Raw genomic sequence first — 16,671 nt, 5'->3', positions numbered from 1 at the left:
GCCTTCCGTGGTCGGTTTCCTCATGCGCACGACGGTAGGCACGGCCGGCCGGGAGCGGGGCGTCACACGCCAGGCGGGTCACCCGGCCACGGCGGGCGCGGGCATGTTGTAGGGCGTGACCACCTGGATCGCGGAGGGCAGGGTGGGTCCGGCGGGCGGCAGCGCGCCGTGGGCGCGCATCACCAGACGGCAGGCCTCGCGCAGGTCGTGGCGCAGGTCGTGGTGGAGGACGGCGGACAGCCGGTGCTCGCGCAGCAGCCGGGTGTTGTCGTGGTCGAGGTCGTGGGCGACGAACACGGCGCACTCGCGTCCGGCGTCCTCGAAGGCGCGCAGGGTGGCGATGTTGCCGCCGCCGATCGAGTAGACCGCGCGGATCTCCGGGTCGCGTTCCAGGGCGGCGCGGACCAGGTCGTACTGGGTGGCGTCCAGGCCCTGGCCCTCGGCGATCTCGACGAGGGTGCGCCCGGGGTGGCGGGCGCGCATGGTGCTGCGGAAGCCCATCTCGCGCTCCTCCTCGTTGCGGAAGAAGCCGCTGGAGAGGCTGGTGAGCACGTTGCCCGGCCGGTCGCCGAGCCACTGGCCCATGAGGTAGGCGGCGGTGGCCCCGGCCGCTCGGTTGTCGCTCCCGACGTGGCCGATGCGGGCGCTGACCGGCAGGTCGGTCACCAGCGTGACGACCGGTATGCCGGCCGCGGCGAGCCGCCCGACGGCGGCGGTGACCTCGGGAACGTCGGGGGCCTTGAGGAGCACGCCCTGGGAGCCGCGGCGGGCGATCCGGTCGAGGACGGCGACCAGCTCCTCCGCCGGTCCGGTCTCCCGGAAGTGGAAGCGGGAGCGCACCACCGCCGGGTGCAGGGACGGCAGTTCGGCCTCCAGGGCGGCGCGGACGGCCGTGGAGAACCGCTCCGGCGACTGCATCACGATGTCCACCATGAACGTCCGGCCGACCAGGCGGACCTGGGTGCGCTGCCGGTCCAGGTCGGCGATGGCCCGGTGCACCTCACGCGCGGTGCTCTCCCGTACCCCGCCCCGGCCGTTGAGGACCCGGTCCACGGTGGCCTCGCTCAGTCCGGCCTGACGTGCGATTTCACGGATCGGGAAGGGGTGCCCCATGCGACTGCTCCTGAGGGGTTTTTGATGGGTTCCTGATGGTGGTGCGAGGGGTTTGTTCTGACAAGAATGACATCACCAGCGTCGCTCCGTGACCCGAAGGGACGACTCCATGTCCGCATCGCCTTCCGTGCAGACCCCCGCGCCGGCCGCCTGGCTGTCGGAGCGGGACTGCGATCTGGACGCCTTCCGCGCCTTGGTCGAGCAGTCGATCGACGCCTCCTCGTACCCGCTGGCCTCCGCGGTCGAGCGGAACGTACTGCTCTACGACGCCGAGCGGCTCGCGCTCGCCGACCGCCGCACCGCGCAGGCCGAACTGGTGCGCGCCCTCGCCGACGGCCCCGGCATCGTGGTGGTCCGCGGCGCCTTCTCCGACACCTCGGTGGTGGACCGGACCACGGCCGTGTTCGACGCCCTGATCGCCCAGCAGCGGGCGTCGGGCGCCACCGCCGGCGACCACTTCGCGAAGCCGGGCGCCAACGACCGGGTGTGGAACGCGCTGGAGAAGGCCGCGCTGCACGACCCGGAGACGTTCGCCGACTACTACGCGAACGACATGGTCGCCCTCGTGTCCACGGCCTGGCTGGGCCCCGGCTACCAGGTGACCTCGCAGGTGAACGTGGTGAACCCGGGCGGCGCGGCGCAGACCGTGCACCGTGACTACCACCTGGGCTTCCTCTCCGACGAGACGGCCGCGGCCTACCCGGCGCACGTGCACCGCCTCTCCCCCGTGCTCACCCTCCAGGGCGCGGTCGCGCACTGCGACATGCCGGTGGAGTCCGGGCCGACGATGTACCTGCCGCACTCGCAGAAGTTCGAGCCCGGCTACCTCGCCTGGCGGCTGCCCGGGTTCCAGGCGTACTTCGACGACCACCACATCCAGCTCCCCCTGGCCAAGGGCGACGCGGTGTTCTTCAACCCGGCGCTGTTCCACGCGGCCGGCGCCAACCACTCGGCGGACATCCGGCGCGCGGCCAACCTGCTCCAGGTGTCCTCGGCCTTCGGGCGTGCCATGGAGACCGTGGACCGTGAAGCCGTGGTGGGCGCCGTCTACCCGGTACTTCTGGCCCGCAAGGCCGAGGGCGCCTCGGAGCAGTGGCTGGAGAACGTGATCGCGGCGAGCGCCGAGGGCTATCCGTTCCCCACCAACCTGGACGACGACCCGCCGGTCGACGGCCTCGCCCCGCCTTCCCAGGCCGACGTGGTGCGCAGGGCGCTGCGCGAGGGCCGGTCCCCCCGAGCCCTGCGCGACGAACTGCGGGCCGCCGCCGCACGCCGCGCGAGCTGACCCGACACCACCACCCGGAAGGACATCATGGGACTCCTCGACGACAAGGTCGTCCTCGTCAACGGCGGCAGTCAGGGCGTGGGGGCCGCCGTCGCACGGGCCGCGGTGCGCGAAGGCGCGGTCGTGGCGGTCAGCGGCCGCCGCCCGGAGCCGGGCGAGGCGCTGGTCGCCGAACTGGCCGGGCAGGGCGGCAAGGCCATGTTCGTACGCGCCGACCTGGCCGACGCCGAGCAGGCCAAGGACACGGTCGCCCAAGTGGTACGGGCGTACGGCCGTATCGACTGCCTGGTCAACTCCGCCGGCCTGACCTCACGCGGCACGCTCCTGGACACCACACCCGACCTGTTCGACCAGCACATCGCGATCAACCTCAAGGCGCCGTTCTTCGCCATGCAGGCGGCGGTGGCGGACATGGTGCGGCGCGCCGAGCCGGGCACGATCGTCAACGTCATCACCTCCTCGGCGCACGGCGGACAGCCGTTCCTCGCCCCGTACGTCGCCGCCAAGGCGGGCCTGATGGGCCTCACCCGCAACGCGGCTCACGCCCATCGGTGGGACCGCGTCCGCATCAACGGCCTGAACATCGGCTGGACCGCGACCGAGGGCGAGGACGCCACGCAGCGCACCTTCCACGGCGCCGGCGACGACTGGCGCGAGCAGGCCGCCGCGAGGCTGCCGATGGGCAAGCTCGGCCGGCCAGACGAGATCGCCGACTTCGTGGTCCTGCTGCTCTCCGACCGCTCCGGGGTCGTCACCGGCTCCGTCATCGACTGGGACCAGAACGTCCTCGGCGGCCTCGACTGACCTGCCCCGCCCCCTCACCAAGGAGCATCACCACATGCGCATCGGAATCCTCGGCCTCGGCCGCATCGGCGCCTTCCACGCCGAGACCCTGTCCGGGCTCGACGCCGTCGAGTCCCTCGTCGTCTCCGACCCGTTCGCGGACGCCGCGAAGGCCGCCGCGGAGCGCTTCGGCGCGCAGGTCGCGGACTCTCCCGAGGCGGTGCTCGCGGCCGGGGTGGACGGCGTGGTCGTCGCCGCCGCGACCGACGCCCACCCGGGGCTGATCACGGCCTGCGTCGACGCGGGCGTCCCCGTCTTCTGCGAGAAGCCCGTCGCCCGCACGATGGCCGAGGGCGTCGAGGTGCTGAAGGCCGTCGCCGGCCGGGACGTCCCCGTCCAGATCGGCTACAACCGCCGCTTCGACACCGGCTTCGTAGCCGCCCGCGCCGCGGTCCGGTCGGGCGAGCTGGGCACACTGCACACCGTACGCTCCACGACCCTGGACCCGGCGCCGCCCCCCGCCGCGTACATCGCCGCGTCCGGGGGGATCTTCCGGGACTGCTCGGTGCACGACTTCGACATCATCCGCTGGGTGACCGGCCGCGAGGTGACCGAGGTGTACGCGGCCGGCGGCAACCGGGGCGCCGACTTCATCAAGGAGGCGGGCGACGCCGACACCACGGGTGCGATCCTCACCCTGGACGACGGCACCCTCGCGGTGGTCTCCAACAGCCGCCACAACGCCCGGGGTTACGACGTCCGCATGGAGATCCACGGCTTCACCGACTCGATCGCGGTGGGCCTGGAGGACAAGCTGCCGCTGCGCTCGGTCGAACCCGGCGTCACCTTCCCGGCGGGCGTGCCGCACGACTTCTTCATGGACCGCTTCACCGACGCCTACCGCGCCGAGCTCCTCGCCTTCACGGAGGTGGTGGCGGGGTCCCGCCCGTCGCCGTGCACGATCGAGGACGCCCTGGAGGCCGGCTGGATCGCCGAGGCGTGCACACTGTCGCTGCACGAGCACCGTCCCGTCACTCTTGAGGAGGTACGGCAGGCATGAGCGAGCCCGCTCCGCAGCCCCTGCGCGTCGGAATCCTGGGGGCCGCGCGGATCACCGAGCGCGCCCTCGTCGCCCCGGCCCGGTCCGGCGGCCACCGCCTCGTCGCGGTGGCCGCCCGCGACCGCTCCCGCGCCGAGGCGTTCGCCGCCGCGCACGGTGTGGAGCGGACCCACGGCTCGTACGCCGAGCTGCTCGCCGACCCCGAGGTCGAGGCGGTCTACAACCCGCTCGCCAACGGACTCCACGGGCCCTGGAACCTGGCCGCGCTGACGGCCGGCAAGCACGTGCTGACGGAGAAGCCCTCGGCGAGCAACGCCGATGAGGCCCGGGAGGTGCGGGAGGCCGCCGCGACGTCCGGCACGGTCTTCATGGAGGCCTTCCACTACCTCTTCCACCCGGTCACCCGCCGGCTGCACGAGCTGCTCGCCTCCGGCGAACTGGGCGAACTCCGCCACGCGGAGGCGATGGTGGCGATCCCGGCCCCCGGGCCCGACGACCCGCGCTGGTCCCTGCGTCTGGCCGGCGGCGCCCTGATGGACCTCGGCTGCTACGGCCTGCACGCGCTGCGGATGCTCGCCCCGTGGGCGGGAGGCGCGCCGCGCGTGGTCGCGGCACGGGCGGGTGAGCGGGCGGGGGCGCCGGGCGTGGACGAGTGGCTGGACGCGGATGTCGCGTACCCGGGCGGGGCGACGGGTACGGCACGGTGCCATATGGCGTACGAGGGGCTGGAGATGAGCCTGCGGGTCATCGGCACGCGAGGCAAGGCCACGGCCCCGAACTTCGTGCTGCCGCAGATGGACGACCGGGTGGTGGTCCGCACCGCAGCGGGCGAGCGTACGGAGCGCCTGGGCACGCGCTCGTCGTACGCCTACCAGTTGGAGGCGTTCGCCGCCCGGGTCCGTCGGGAGGCGTCCCTGCCCCTCGACGCGGACGACGCGGTGGCGACGATGCATCTGATCGACGCGTGCTACACGGCCGCGGGCCTGTCCCCGCGGCCTCGCACCGCACCCTGACCTGGCGCGCGGCCCGCCGGCGCGGGCCCGGGCCGTACCTCGGCGCGGGTGCGGGCCGAGGGAGTTCGCGCACCTGGCGCCGACAGGGCGCCGCCGCGCCCACCCTCCCCCACTCTCGGCTTCTCCCCCACTCTCGACTCCGCTCGAGCGGGGGGGACCCCCATCGCCCTGGGGGCACCTCCCAGGCCCTTGAGGCACTGGGGGAGGCACGAATGCCCGCGGATGGCGGGACGTGTGCCCGCCACCAGTGTCGGGGTAGCCGCCGACGGCGGGGAGGGGACGGGGTGGGGGTGGGCGCCCGCAGCGGCCGGCGCGTCCGCGCCCTCCCCGTTGTCACGCCCTCATCGCGCCAGACCGAGGACGACCGCCCCCACCGCGGCCCCGCACCACCCACCGCCCGTAGGCGCTATGCCCGCCCCCACCGCACAGAACCCTGCGCCGCAGGCACACGACCTCAACCCCCACCGGACGCAGCCCAACGCCGCAGGCGCGTTGCCTCAGCCCATCGCTGCCTGCACCGCGTCGCGGCCCAGCGCCGCCCTGCGAAGAACGCGGCTTCAGGCGTACAGCGGCGGCTTCTCCGCGAGTTCGACCTCGACCCGGACGCCCTGTTCGAGCGCCCGGACGCCGGCCTCGCAGACGGCCGCGGCGGCGTAACCGTCCCAGGTGCTGGGGCCGGTGACCTCGCCGCGGCTGGTGGCGTCGACCCACGTCTGGACCTCGTCGTCGTACGCCTGGGCGAAGCGTTCGGTCCAGTCCTGGGCGATGGTGCCGCCCCAGCGTCCGGCCATGGTGGTGACCAGCTGGTGGCCGTCGCCGATGCGGGCGGTGCCGCGTTCGCAGACCGCCTCGGCCTGCACCTGGTAGCCGAAGCCGCAGTTGACGAAGATCTCGACGTCGGAGAGGGCGCCGCCGTCGGTCTCCAGGACGACGAACTGCGGATCTCGCAGCCCCTCGGGGGCTTCCGAGGAGGAGGCCGGCCGGAGCACCGTCACAGCGGTGATCTCGTGGCCCAGCAGCCAGCGGGTGACGTCGACCTCGTGGGCGACGGAGTCGCTGATCAGCATGGAGCTGGTGAAGAAGGGCGGGCTGGCCACGTTGCGGTGACGGTTGTGCAGCATCAGCGGCCGGCCCAGCTGCCCGGTTCCGAGCAGAGCCTTGAGGCGGACGTACTCGGTGTCGTACCGGCGCATGAAGCCGACCTGCACCCGGCGGTGGCCGAGGGCCTGTTCGGCTTCCATGACGCGCAGCGCGGAGGCCGCGTCGGGGGTGAGCGGCTTCTCGCACAGGACGGGCAGGTCGTGCGCGAAGGCGCCGAGCAGGGCCGCCTCGTGGGCGGGACCTGAGGAGGCGACGAGCACGGCGTCGACGTCCGGCGACGCCATCGCCTCGTCGGCGTCGGTGTGGGCGGTGCAGCCGTCGACGCCGGCCGCGACGGCCTCGGCCCGTTCCTGGTCGATGTCGACGACCGCGGCGACGCGTGCCCCGCTGATCACCCGGTCGATCCGCCGCACGTGGTCGGCGCCCATGCGGCCGGTGCCGACCACGGCGATGCCGAGGGGCTCGCGCCGGTTCATGTGTGTCGCCTCCCGGTCCGGTGGGTGGTGGTCAGGCGCCGCAGGAGCGGAGGAACTTCCGGGTGCGCACCGCGATGGGCAGCGGCTTGTCCGGCTCGCAGGGGTACATGTCCTGCTCGACGATCGCGAACAGGTCCACGCCCAGTTTCTGCGCGGCCGTCAGCACCGGGCCCAGCTCCGGCACGCCGGCCGGCGGTTCGCACATCACCCCGCGCTGGACGGCGGGCCCGAAGGGGATCTCGTTCTTGACGACGTCGGCGAGGATCTCCGGGTCGACCTGCTTGAGGTGGAGGTAGCCGATGCGCTCGCCGTAGGTCTCGATCAGCTTGACGCTGTCGCCGCCGCAGTAGGCGTAGTGACCGGTGTCGAGGCAGAGGTTGACCAGGCCCGAGTCGGTGGAGTCGAGGAAGCGCTCGACGTGCTCCTCGGTGTCGATGTGGGTGTCGGCGTGCGGGTGGACGACGATGTCGAGCCCGTACGTCTCCTTCACCTCTCGGCCGAGGCGTTCCATGCCACGGGTGAGGTGGCCCCACTGCTCGGTGGTGAGCTCCGGCGGCTCAAGGATCTCGGCAGTCTTGTCGTCCCGCCAGAACGACGGGATGACGACCAGGTGCTTGGCGTCCATCGCCTGGGTCAGCGCGGCGACGCGGCTGACCTGCTCCCAGGTGGAGTCCCACTCGGACGGTCCCCGGTGCAGCCCGCAGAAGATGGTGCCGGCGGACACCTTCAGGCCGCGGCTGCGCACCTCGTCGGTGAGGCGGGCGGGGTCGGTCGGCAGGTAGCCGTAGGGGCCGAGTTCGATCCAGGAGTAGCCGGCCTCGGCGACCTCGTCGAGGAAGCGCCGCCAGGGCACCTGCTGCGGGTCGTCGGGGAACCAGACACCCCAGGAGTCGGGGGCGGAACCGACCCGGATGCGGTCGAGGGCGACTGCCATGTCAGGACTTCCCTTCCGGGGTCGCGGCCGTGGACGCCCTGAGGTCGCCGGACTCCGGCAGGCCCTCCGTGTCGACGCCGCGGACCTGCGCCAGTTCGTGCTTGAGGGCGGCCAGTTCCGCGCCGCCGGCCATGTGGTTGGTCAGCTCCTCGAGGCTGACCTGGCTGCGGTCGGCGCTGAGCTCCAGGGTGCCCAGACGCAGCACGTTGAAGTGGTCGCCGACCATGTAGGCGTGGTGCGGGTTGTGGGTGATGAAGATGACGCCGAGGCCGCGGTCGCGGGCCATGGCGATGTACTTCAGGACGACGCCGGACTGCTTGACGCCGAGCGCGGCGGTGGGCTCGTCGAGGATGAGGACGCGAGCGCCGAAGTGGACGGCGCGGGCGATCGCCACGCACTGGCGCTGGCCGCCGGAGAGCGTGCCGATGGGCTGCTCCAGGTCGTCCAGGACGATGCCCATGTTGCGCAGTTCCTCGTCGGCGGTCCGCTTCATGCGGTCGATGTCGAGGCGGCGCAGGGGCCAGGGGCCCTTGGTCATCTCGGAGCCGAGGAAGAAGTTCCGCCAGACCGGCATCAGCGGGACGACCGCGAGGTCCTGGTAGACGGTGGCGATGCCCTTGTCGAGAGCCTCGCGCGGGGTGGAGAAGCGCACCGGTTCGCCGTCGACGAGGAACTCGCCCTCGGTGTGCTGGTGCAGCCCCGAGATGATCTTGATGAGGGTGGACTTGCCGGCGCCGTTGTCGCCGAGGACGCAGGTCACCTTGGAGGGGTGGACGGTCAGGTCCACGCCGTGCAGGGCGCGGATGTTGCCGTAGGACTTGCCGGCGGCGCGGAGCTCGGCCAGGGGGCGGCCCCCGTCGGCCGGGGTGTCCGTGCGGACGGCACCGTCGGTGCCGGTCGTCTTGTCGGTCATTGCGGTCACCTCCGGGTCGCCGTGCGCTGGACCCACAGATTGATGAGGACGGCGCCGAGCAGCATCACGCCGAGGAAGGCCTTGAACCAGTCGGGGTTCCAGCCGGCGTAGACGATGCCCTGCTGCACCATGCCGAACATGAAGGCGCCGAAGACGGGTCCGATCGCCGAGCCGTAGCCGCCGGTCAGCAGACAGCCGCCGATGACCGCCGCGGCGATGTAGATGAGCTCCTGGCCCACGCCCTCGCCGGACTGCACGGTGTTGAAGGAGAACAGGTTGTGCATGCCGACGAACCACGCGCCGAAGCCGACCAGCATGAACAGGGAGATCTTGGTGAAGGTGACGGGGACGCCGACCGCACGGGCGCTCGCCTTGTTGCCGCCGACCGCGAAGACCCAGTTGCCGTACTTGGTGCGCAGCAGGACCCAGGTGGCGAGGGCGGCGAAGACGAGCCACCAGATCACGGTGATCTTCACCTGGACGCCGCCGACCTCGAAGCTGGAGGCGAAGAGCGCCTTCGCCTGGTCGAAGCCGTCCATGTCGGCGATGCTGTCGGTGGCGACGTTGCCGGTGACGAGTTTGGTCACCGCGAGGTTGACGCCCTGGAGGATCAGGAAGGTGCCCAGGGTGACGAGGAAGCTCGGCAGCCCGGTCTTCACGAGCATCCAGCCGTTGAAGAAGCCGACGGCGAGGGACACCACGAGGGCGACGATCACGCCCATCCACACGTTCAGGGTGAGCTGGTAGCTCAGCATGCTCGCGGTGAGCGCCGAGGTGACGACGGCGACGCCGGCCGAGAGGTCGAACTCGCCGCCGATCATCAGCAGCGCCACGGGCAGCGCCATGATCCCGATGGTCGACGACTGGTACAGGATGTTCGCCATCGAGCTGCCGTCGCGCACGGGCGGGGCGGCGAACAGGAAGAACACGAGGACCGCGACGGCGCCGAGGAAGACGCCGACCTCGGGCCGGGCGAGTAGCCGCAGCGTCAGCGGGCGCCGCGCGGTGCGCCCGTCCTTCTGCTTCGCGGGGCCGGGGGCCGGCGGCGTGGTCGCCGCCGGCTCAGCCTGTTGGGCCATGCTCATCACCGGGTGCCCTTCGCGGCGAACCGGGAGACCGCCTCGACGTTGGACTTGTCGACGAACGCCGGACCGGTCAGGACGGGCTGCTCGCCGCCGCCGCTGTAGTTGCCGTTGTTCTTGTAGAGCCACAGGCCGTCGACGGCGAGGTAGCCCTGGAGGTACGGCTGCTGGTCCACCGCGAACTGGATGTCGCCGTCCTGGATGGCTCCGGTCAGCTCCTTGTTCAGGTCGAAGGTGGCGACCTTCGCCTTGCTGCCGGCCTCCTCGACGGACTGCACCGCGGTCGGCGCGAAGGGCGCGCCGAGGGTGACGACGTAGTCGATGGAGGAGTCCTGCTTCAGCTTGGCGGTGATGGTCGACCTCACCGACGGCATGTCGGTGCCGTTGACGTTGAGGACCTGCGTCTTGCCCTCGAAGGTCTTCTCCAGGCCGGCGCAGCGCTGGGTCAGGCCGATGTTGCCCTGCTCCTGGACGACGCAGACCGCGTTCTTCGCGCCGACCTCGTTGAGCTTCTTGCCGAACGCCTCGCCCGCGACGCTCTCGTCCTGCCCGAAGAACTCCAGCAGCCCGAGGTCCTTCCAGTCGCTCAGTCCGGAGTTCAGGCCGACGACCGGGATGCCGGCCGCCGTGGCCTTCGCTATGACGCCCTTGAGCGCGTCCGGCTTGGCGAGGGTGACCGCGATGCCGTCGACCTTCTGGTCGATCGCGTTCTGCACCAGGTTGGCCTGGTTGCCGGCGTTCGGGTCGGCCGAGTAGATCAGCTTGACGTTGTCCTTGTCGGCGGCGGTCTGCGCGCCCTTGCGCACGATGTCCCAGAAGGTGTCGCCGGGCGCCTGGTGGGTGACCAGGGCGACCGTCATCTGCGGCGTCGAGGCCTTGCCGGCCGAGGCGTCCGCTCCGCCTTCCTCGGACTTCTTGCCGCCGCTGCTGCTCGAGCAGCCTGCGAGAGCCAGGGCGGCTGCCGCCGCGGCCGCGACGAAGGGGGCGACTCTGCGGGAGCGGGGGTGGGAAGAGCGGTCCATCAGTCCTGCACCTCACTGTGCTTCACGGGGGAAAGGGGGCGAGGAGTCCGAGAGTCCGGTGCCCGGAACCTCGGGAGTCCGGGGCGTGTGCCATCACACACGGCGGTTCGTGCTGGGACGCGATCCAATCCCCGAAACCGCCTGCTGTCAATACTTTGTTAAGACATCATTTCACGCGCTCGTCCGAATGTAAGTACAAACTATTGACACCGCCGCCCCTCGAGACCTACACCTGGGATGCGGCGGGTCCCCGGAAGCACGTCCCCACCGTGGCAGGGCGTCCTGGGCCCCGCATCCCCAGCTGCTCGAGGAGCGTCGCTCAATGGCCGACACACCACAGTATTTCGACCTGGTCACCATGGGTCGCATCGGGGTCGATCTTTATCCCCTGCAGACCGGGGTGCCGTTGTCGCAGGTGGAGACGTTCGGGAAGTTCCTGGGCGGCTCGGCCGCCAATGTCGCGGTCGCCGCGGCGCGGCTCGGCCGCTCCACCGCGGTGATCACCCGCACCGGGGACGACCCCTTCGGCGCCTATCTGCACGAGGCGCTGAAGGACTTCGGCGTGGACGACCGCTGGGTGACCCCGGTGGCCGCCTACCCGACCCCCGTCACCTTCTGCGAGATCTTCCCGCCGGACGACTTCCCCCTCTACTTCTACCGTCGTCCCAAGGCGCCCGACCTGGAGATCCACCCGCACGAGCTGGACCTGCCGGCGATCCGCGCGGCCGGCATCTTCTGGGTCACCGGCACCGGCCTGAGCGAGGAACCGAGCCGCACCGCCACGCTGGCCGCCCTGGAGGCGCGCGCCAAGGCCGGCACCACCGTCTTCGACCTGGACTGGCGGCCCATGTTCTGGCGGGACCCGGACCAGGCGCGCCCGTACTACCGCGAGGCGCTTCGCCACGCCACGGTCGCCGTCGGCAACCTCGACGAGTGCGAGGTCGCCACCGGGGTGCGCGAACCCGAGGCGTGCGCCGAGGCGCTGCTGGCGGCGGGCGTGGAACTGGCCGTGGTCAAGCAGGGTCCGCGGGGTGTGCTGGCCGTGCACCGGGACGGCACCCGCGCCGAGGTGCCCCCGGTGCCGGTCGAGGTGGTCAACGGCCTCGGCGCCGGCGACGCCTTCGGCGGCTCGCTCTGCCACGGTCTGCTCTCCGGCTGGGACCTGGAGCGGACCATGCGCCACGCCAACGCGGCCGGCGCCCTCGTCGCCTCGCGCCTCGCCTGCTCGTCCGCCATGCCGACCGGGCCGGAGGTCGCCGACCTCCTCGCGCGGGGCTCGGCCGGCCGGCCGAGCCAGTCCTGAACGGAGCCCTTCCTTGAAACTCAGCATCCCCGAGCTCACCACGGTCCGCGCCCGGCATCCCGAGGCCGTCGCCGAGGCGGCGGCCCGCCGGACCCGCCGTCCGCTGATCGGCGACAGCGGCCGGCTGATGATCGTGGCCGCAGACCACCCCGCGCGGGGCGCGCTCGGCATAGGCGACCGCCGTCTGGCCATGGCGGACCGGGCCGACCTGCTGGAACGCCTGTGCGTCGCGCTGTCCCGGCCGGGCGTGGACGGGGTGCTGGCCACCGCCGACATCCTGGAGGACCTGCTGCTGCTCGGCGCACTGGAGAACAAGGTCGTCATGGGGTCGATGAACCGCGGCGGCCTGGCCGGTGCGTCCTTCGAGATGGACGACCGTTTCACCGGCCACCGCGCCGAGGACATCGAGCGGCTCGGTTTCGACGCGGGCAAGCTGCTGGTCCGCATCGACTACGACGACCCCGGCTCGCTCACCACCCTGGAGGCCTCCGCCCGCGCCGTCGACGCGATGGCCGCGCGCCGCCTGCCGGTGTTCGTGGAGCCGTTCATCTCCCGCCGGGTGGACGGCCGCGTCCGCAACGACCTGTCCGCCGAGGCCGTCACCCGCTCCGTCGCGATCGCCTCCGGGCTCGGCGGCACCTCCGCCTACACCTGGCTGAAGCTGCCGGTCACCGAGGACGTCGACGACATGGACGAGGTGCTGCGCACCTCGACGCTGCCGGTGGTGCTGCTCGGCGGCGAGGTGGGCGACCAGGAGGCGGCCTACGAGCGCTGGGGCAAGGCGCTGCGGCTGCCCACCGTGCAGGGCATGGTCGTCGGCCGCTCGCTGCTCTACCCGGTCGAGGGCAGTGTGGAGACGGCGGTGGACACGGCCGTCGGCCTGTTGTGACAAGCCCGTACGACGACGCACGCAGACGGAGGCACGCATGACCCATCACCTTCCCGCGGGCAAGGCCGCCGCCGGCCCGTACACCGTGGACGTGAGCCCGCGGAGCGCCGGCTGGGGGTATTCCTCGCTGCGGGTGCTGCGGCTGGAGCCGGGCGGCTCGCACACCTTCGACACCGGGGACAGCGAGTGGATCGTGCTGCCGCTGGGCGGCGCGTGCACGGTCGCCTCGGACGACGACTTCGGCCACGAGGAGTTCGCGCTCACGGGCCGGAGGAGCGTGTTCGACGGCGTCACCGACTTCGCCTATGTGCCGCGTGACGCCCGGGTCACCGTGTCCTCCTCGGAGGGCGGGCGGTTCGCCCTGACCGGCGCCCGCTGCTCGCGGCGGCTCCCCGCCCGGTACGGGCCGGCGTCGGACGTGCCGGTGGAGCTGCGCGGCACCGGGAACTGCTCCCGCCAGGTGAACAACTTCGGCGCGGCGGACGTCCTCGAGTGCGACAAGCTGATCGCGGTGGAGGTGCTCACCCCGGGCGGCAACTGGTCGTCGTTCCCGCCGCACAAGCACGACGAGCACCGGCCGGGCGAGGAGTCGGTGCTGGAGGAGATCTACTACTTCGAGTTCGCCGCCCACGACGGCACGCCCGGCCTCGGCTACCAGCGGGTGTCCCCGTCCGGTCCGGGCCGTGAGACGGACGTGCTGGCCGAGGTGCGTGACGGCGACGTCGTCCTCATCCCGGACGGCTGGCACGGCCCGTCCATGGCGGTGCCCGGCCACCACATGTACTACCTGAACGTCATGGCGGGACCCGAGGCCGAGCGGGCCTGGCTGATCTGCGACCACCCCGACCACGCCTGGATCCGCGACACCTGGCCCGAGCAGCCCGTCGACCCCCGACTCCCCCTCTACACCGCACCGGAGAGGTCCGCATGAGCGCCACCACCCGCCGACTGACCACCGCCCAGGCCCTGGTGCGGTTCCTGTCCGCGCAGCACACCGAGCGGGACGGCGTGCGCCGCCGGCTGATCGCGGGCACCTGGGGCATCTTCGGTCATGGCAACGTCGCCGGTCTCGGGCAGGCGCTGGTGGAGTACCGCGACACCATGCCGTTTCACCAGGGCCGCAACGAACAGTCGATGGTGCACGCGGCCGTCGGCCACGCCCGCCAGCTCAACCGCCTCTCCGCGCAGGCGGTGACCACGTCCATCGGCCCCGGCGCGACCAACATGGTCACCGGCGCCGCGCTCGCCACCATCAACCGGCTGCCGGTGCTGCTGCTGCCCGGCGACTACTTCGCCTCCCGCGCCGCCGACCCGCTGCTCCAGCAGCTGGAGCATCCCGTCGAGGCCGACGTGTCGGTCAACGACACGCTCCGCCCGGTGTCCCGCTACTTCGACCGGATCACCCGCCCGGAGGCGCTGATCCCGTCCGCGCTGAACGCGATGCGGGTGCTCGCCGACCCGGCCGAGACCGGCGCCGTCACCCTCGCGCTGCCGCAGGACGTGCAGGCGGAGGCGTACGACTGGCCGGAGGAGTTCTTCGCCGAGCGCGTGTGGACGGTACGGCGGCCCGCCCCGGACCCGGTGGAGCTGGACGCGGCCGTGGCGGCCGTACGGGCGGCACGGCGGCCGCTGATCGTCGCGGGCGGCGGGGTGCACCACAGCGAGGCCGAGGACGCGCTGCGGGCGCTGGTGGACGCCACCGGCATCCCGGTCGCCTCCACCCAGGCCGGCAAGGGTTCCCTGCGCCACGACCACCCCGCCGACCTGGGCGGCATCGGCCACACCGGCACCGCGGTGAGCGACGCGCTGGCCCGCGACGCCGACGTGGTGATCGGCGTCGGCACCCGCTACACCGACTTCACCACCGCCTCCGGCACCCTGTTCCGGAACCCGGACGTCACGTTCGTGAACCTCAACATCACCGGCTTCGACGCCCACAAGCTCGCCGCCCGCCCCCTGGTGTGCGACGCCCGCACCGGTCTGGAGCGGCTCACGGAGGCGCTCGCCGGGTACCGCGTGGACGCGGCGTACGAGGCGGAGTACGGGGAGGGCAAGGAGCGCTGGGACGCGGTCGTCGAGGCGGCCCTGCGCGCCGAGGACGACACCGCCGTGCCGACGCAGACGCAGGTGCTGGGCGCGCTGGACGCGGTGGTCGGCGACGACGACGTGGTGATCAACGCGGCCGGCTCGCTCCCGGGCGACCTGCACAAGCTGTGGCGTGCCCGCAGCCCCCGCCAGTACCACCTGGAGTACGGCTACTCCTGCATGGGCTACGAGATCCCGGCCTCCCTCGGCGTCCAGCAGGCCGCGCCCGGCACGCCCGTCTGGGCGCTCGTCGGCGACGGCACGTATCTGATGATGCCCACGGAGATCGTCACGGCCGTCCAGGAAGGCCTGCCGGTCAACGTGGTGCTGGTGCAGAACCACGGGTACGCCTCCATCGGCGGCCTGTCGGAGGAGACCGGCGGCGAGCGTTACGGCACCGCCTACCGCCACCGCGCCGCCGACGGCTCCTTCACCGGCGCCCCGCTGCCGGTCGACCTCGCGGCGAACGCGGCCAGCCTCGGCATGGACGTCCTGCGCGCCAAGACGGTGCGTGAGCTGCGCGCCGCCCTCGCCGAGGCCCGCGCCTCCGACCGTCCGACCTGCGTCTACGTCGAGACGGACCCGACGCCGACCGCTCCCCCGGCCGAGGCCTGGTGGGACGTGCCGGTGGCGGAGGTCGCCACCCGCGAGCCCGCCCGGCAGGCCCGGGAACGCTACGACGCCCAGGTCGCCGGGCGCCGCCGCCACCTGTGAACCCGTCCCCCGCGCTCCGACCGGGAGCCCCGACAGGAAGGCACGTCCATGGCGAAGACCGGTGACCCCGCACGCGCCGCGGCCGGAACGGCGACGCACCCCCTGCACTTCGCCCTGGACCGGGGCAGTCCGGTGCCGCTGTACTACCAGCTCGCCCAGCAGCTGGAGGCGGCGATCTCCGACGGGGTGCTCGCGCCCGGCGACCTGCTGGGCAACGAGGTGGACCTCTCGGTGCGCCTCGGCCTGTCCCGGCCGACCGTCCGCCAGGCCATCCAGTCCCTGGTCGACAAGGGGCTGCTGGTCCGGCGGCGCGGGGTGGGCACCCAGGTGGTGCACAGCCAGGTGCGCCGTTCCCTGGAACTGACGAGCCTCTACGACGACCTGGAGGCGGCCGGACAGGCGCCGACCACGGAGGTGGTCCGCCACGAGACCGTCCCGGCGCCGCCCGGTGTGGCCGCCGCCCTGGGGCTTGCCGAGGGCGCCGAGGTGATCGTCCTGGAGCGGCTGCGGCGCACCCATGGCCTGCCGGTCGCCCTGCTCGGCAACTACCTCCCGTCGGGCCTGCTCGACCTGGACGGCGACCGTCTGGAGGCGACCGGCCTGTACCGGATGATGCGCACGGCCGGCATCACCCTGCACAGCGCCCGCCAGACGGTCGGCGCGCGCTCGGCGACCGCGGAGGAGGCGTCCCGCCTGGACGAGAAGGAGGGCGCGGCGCTGCTCACCATGCAGCGCACCGCGTACGACGACACGGGCCGGGCGGTGGAGTACGGCAGCCACATCTACCGCGCGTCCCGGTACTCCTTCGACTTCCAGTTGCTGGTCAGACCGTGAACCGCGGGGCCCTCCCCGCGCGTCCGTACGATCAGCACTGATCATCACGACGCGCGAAGGGGAC

15 protein-coding genes are annotated in these 16,671 nt (G+C 72.4%); 9 read left to right on the top strand and 6 right to left on the bottom strand.

Annotation, left to right across the window (positions count from 1 at the left end; all coding sequences use genetic code 11):
• Positions 1–78: 78 nt before the first annotated feature.
• The gene (locus MTR79_RS13015; protein ID WP_086704216.1) at positions 79–1,113 is read right to left on the bottom strand and encodes a LacI family DNA-binding transcriptional regulator; all 1,035 of its coding nucleotides are present in this window, start codon (positions 1,111–1,113) and stop codon (positions 79–81) included.
• Positions 1,114–1,222: 109 nt separating this feature from the next.
• Here MTR79_RS13015 and MTR79_RS13010 point away from each other — a divergent pair, with 109 nt between their 5' ends.
• The 4 genes from MTR79_RS13010 to MTR79_RS12995 are packed head-to-tail and all read left to right on the top strand — an operon-like array spanning position 1,223 to position 5,254.
• Positions 1,223–2,398 (top strand): phytanoyl-CoA dioxygenase family protein, encoded by a 1,176-nt coding sequence (locus MTR79_RS13010; protein WP_244790270.1) that lies wholly within the window; start codon positions 1,223–1,225, stop codon positions 2,396–2,398.
• Between the two features lie 27 nt (positions 2,399–2,425).
• Positions 2,426–3,202: an SDR family oxidoreductase gene (locus MTR79_RS13005; protein WP_086704213.1), complete on the top strand. Its 777-nt coding sequence runs from the start codon at positions 2,426–2,428 to the stop codon at positions 3,200–3,202.
• Between the two features lie 34 nt (positions 3,203–3,236).
• On the top strand, positions 3,237–4,241 hold the full coding sequence (locus MTR79_RS13000; protein ID WP_086704211.1) for a Gfo/Idh/MocA family oxidoreductase: 1,005 nt from the start codon (positions 3,237–3,239) through the stop codon (positions 4,239–4,241).
• Positions 4,238–5,254: a Gfo/Idh/MocA family oxidoreductase gene (locus MTR79_RS12995; RefSeq protein WP_244790268.1), complete on the top strand. Its 1,017-nt coding sequence runs from the start codon at positions 4,238–4,240 to the stop codon at positions 5,252–5,254. Before MTR79_RS13000 ends, MTR79_RS12995 begins: the two co-directional genes overlap by 4 nt.
• Positions 5,255–5,811: 557 nt before the next feature.
• On the opposite strand, the gene MTR79_RS12990 is transcribed toward MTR79_RS12995, so the two are convergent.
• The 5 genes from MTR79_RS12990 to MTR79_RS12970 are packed head-to-tail and all read right to left on the bottom strand — an operon-like array spanning position 5,812 to position 10,782.
• The gene (locus MTR79_RS12990; RefSeq protein WP_244790266.1) at positions 5,812–6,831 is read right to left on the bottom strand and encodes a Gfo/Idh/MocA family oxidoreductase; all 1,020 of its coding nucleotides are present in this window, start codon (positions 6,829–6,831) and stop codon (positions 5,812–5,814) included.
• A gap of 31 nt (positions 6,832–6,862) precedes the next feature.
• A complete protein-coding gene (locus MTR79_RS12985; protein WP_048455139.1) occupies positions 6,863–7,765 on the bottom strand; it encodes a sugar phosphate isomerase/epimerase in 903 nt (300 codons plus the stop codon).
• 1 nt (position 7,766) lies between these two features.
• Positions 7,767–8,678, bottom strand: a complete 912-nt coding sequence (locus tag MTR79_RS12980; RefSeq protein WP_086699172.1) for an ATP-binding cassette domain-containing protein — start codon at positions 8,676–8,678, stop codon at positions 7,767–7,769.
• A 5-nt stretch (positions 8,679–8,683) separates the two neighbouring features.
• Positions 8,684–9,763, bottom strand: coding sequence for an ABC transporter permease (locus MTR79_RS12975; protein ID WP_189366678.1), 1,080 nt, complete (start codon positions 9,761–9,763; stop codon positions 8,684–8,686).
• The gene (locus tag MTR79_RS12970; protein WP_048455142.1) at positions 9,763–10,782 is read right to left on the bottom strand and encodes a sugar ABC transporter substrate-binding protein; all 1,020 of its coding nucleotides are present in this window, start codon (positions 10,780–10,782) and stop codon (positions 9,763–9,765) included. Before MTR79_RS12970 ends, MTR79_RS12975 begins: the two co-directional genes overlap by 1 nt.
• Positions 10,783–11,104: 322 nt before the next feature.
• Between MTR79_RS12970 and iolC the strand changes: the two genes are divergently transcribed.
• From iolC to MTR79_RS12945, 5 genes are read left to right on the top strand one after another with little or no spacing between them, the layout of a single operon-like run.
• Positions 11,105–12,085 (top strand): 5-dehydro-2-deoxygluconokinase, encoded by a 981-nt coding sequence (gene iolC / locus MTR79_RS12965; protein ID WP_086699169.1) that lies wholly within the window; start codon positions 11,105–11,107, stop codon positions 12,083–12,085.
• 13 nt (positions 12,086–12,098) lie between these two features.
• Positions 12,099–12,974, top strand: a complete 876-nt coding sequence (locus tag MTR79_RS12960; protein ID WP_244790264.1) for a deoxyribose-phosphate aldolase — start codon at positions 12,099–12,101, stop codon at positions 12,972–12,974.
• A gap of 37 nt (positions 12,975–13,011) precedes the next feature.
• A complete protein-coding gene (iolB, locus tag MTR79_RS12955; protein ID WP_086699166.1) occupies positions 13,012–13,905 on the top strand; it encodes a 5-deoxy-glucuronate isomerase in 894 nt (297 codons plus the stop codon).
• A complete protein-coding gene (iolD, locus tag MTR79_RS12950; RefSeq protein WP_244790262.1) occupies positions 13,902–15,773 on the top strand; it encodes a 3D-(3,5/4)-trihydroxycyclohexane-1,2-dione acylhydrolase (decyclizing) in 1,872 nt (623 codons plus the stop codon). Before iolB ends, iolD begins: the two co-directional genes overlap by 4 nt.
• 48 nt (positions 15,774–15,821) lie before the next feature.
• Positions 15,822–16,607 (top strand): GntR family transcriptional regulator, encoded by a 786-nt coding sequence (locus MTR79_RS12945; RefSeq protein WP_086699163.1) that lies wholly within the window; start codon positions 15,822–15,824, stop codon positions 16,605–16,607.
• Positions 16,608–16,671 lie beyond the last annotated feature (64 nt).

Source organism: Streptomyces sp. BJ20 (genome assembly GCF_022869105.1).
Classification (GTDB): Bacteria; Actinomycetota; Actinomycetes; order Streptomycetales; family Streptomycetaceae; genus Streptomyces; species Streptomyces griseoincarnatus.
Note: the sequence above shows the minus strand (reverse complement) of the source record. Positions and strands in the feature narration are given on the sequence as shown.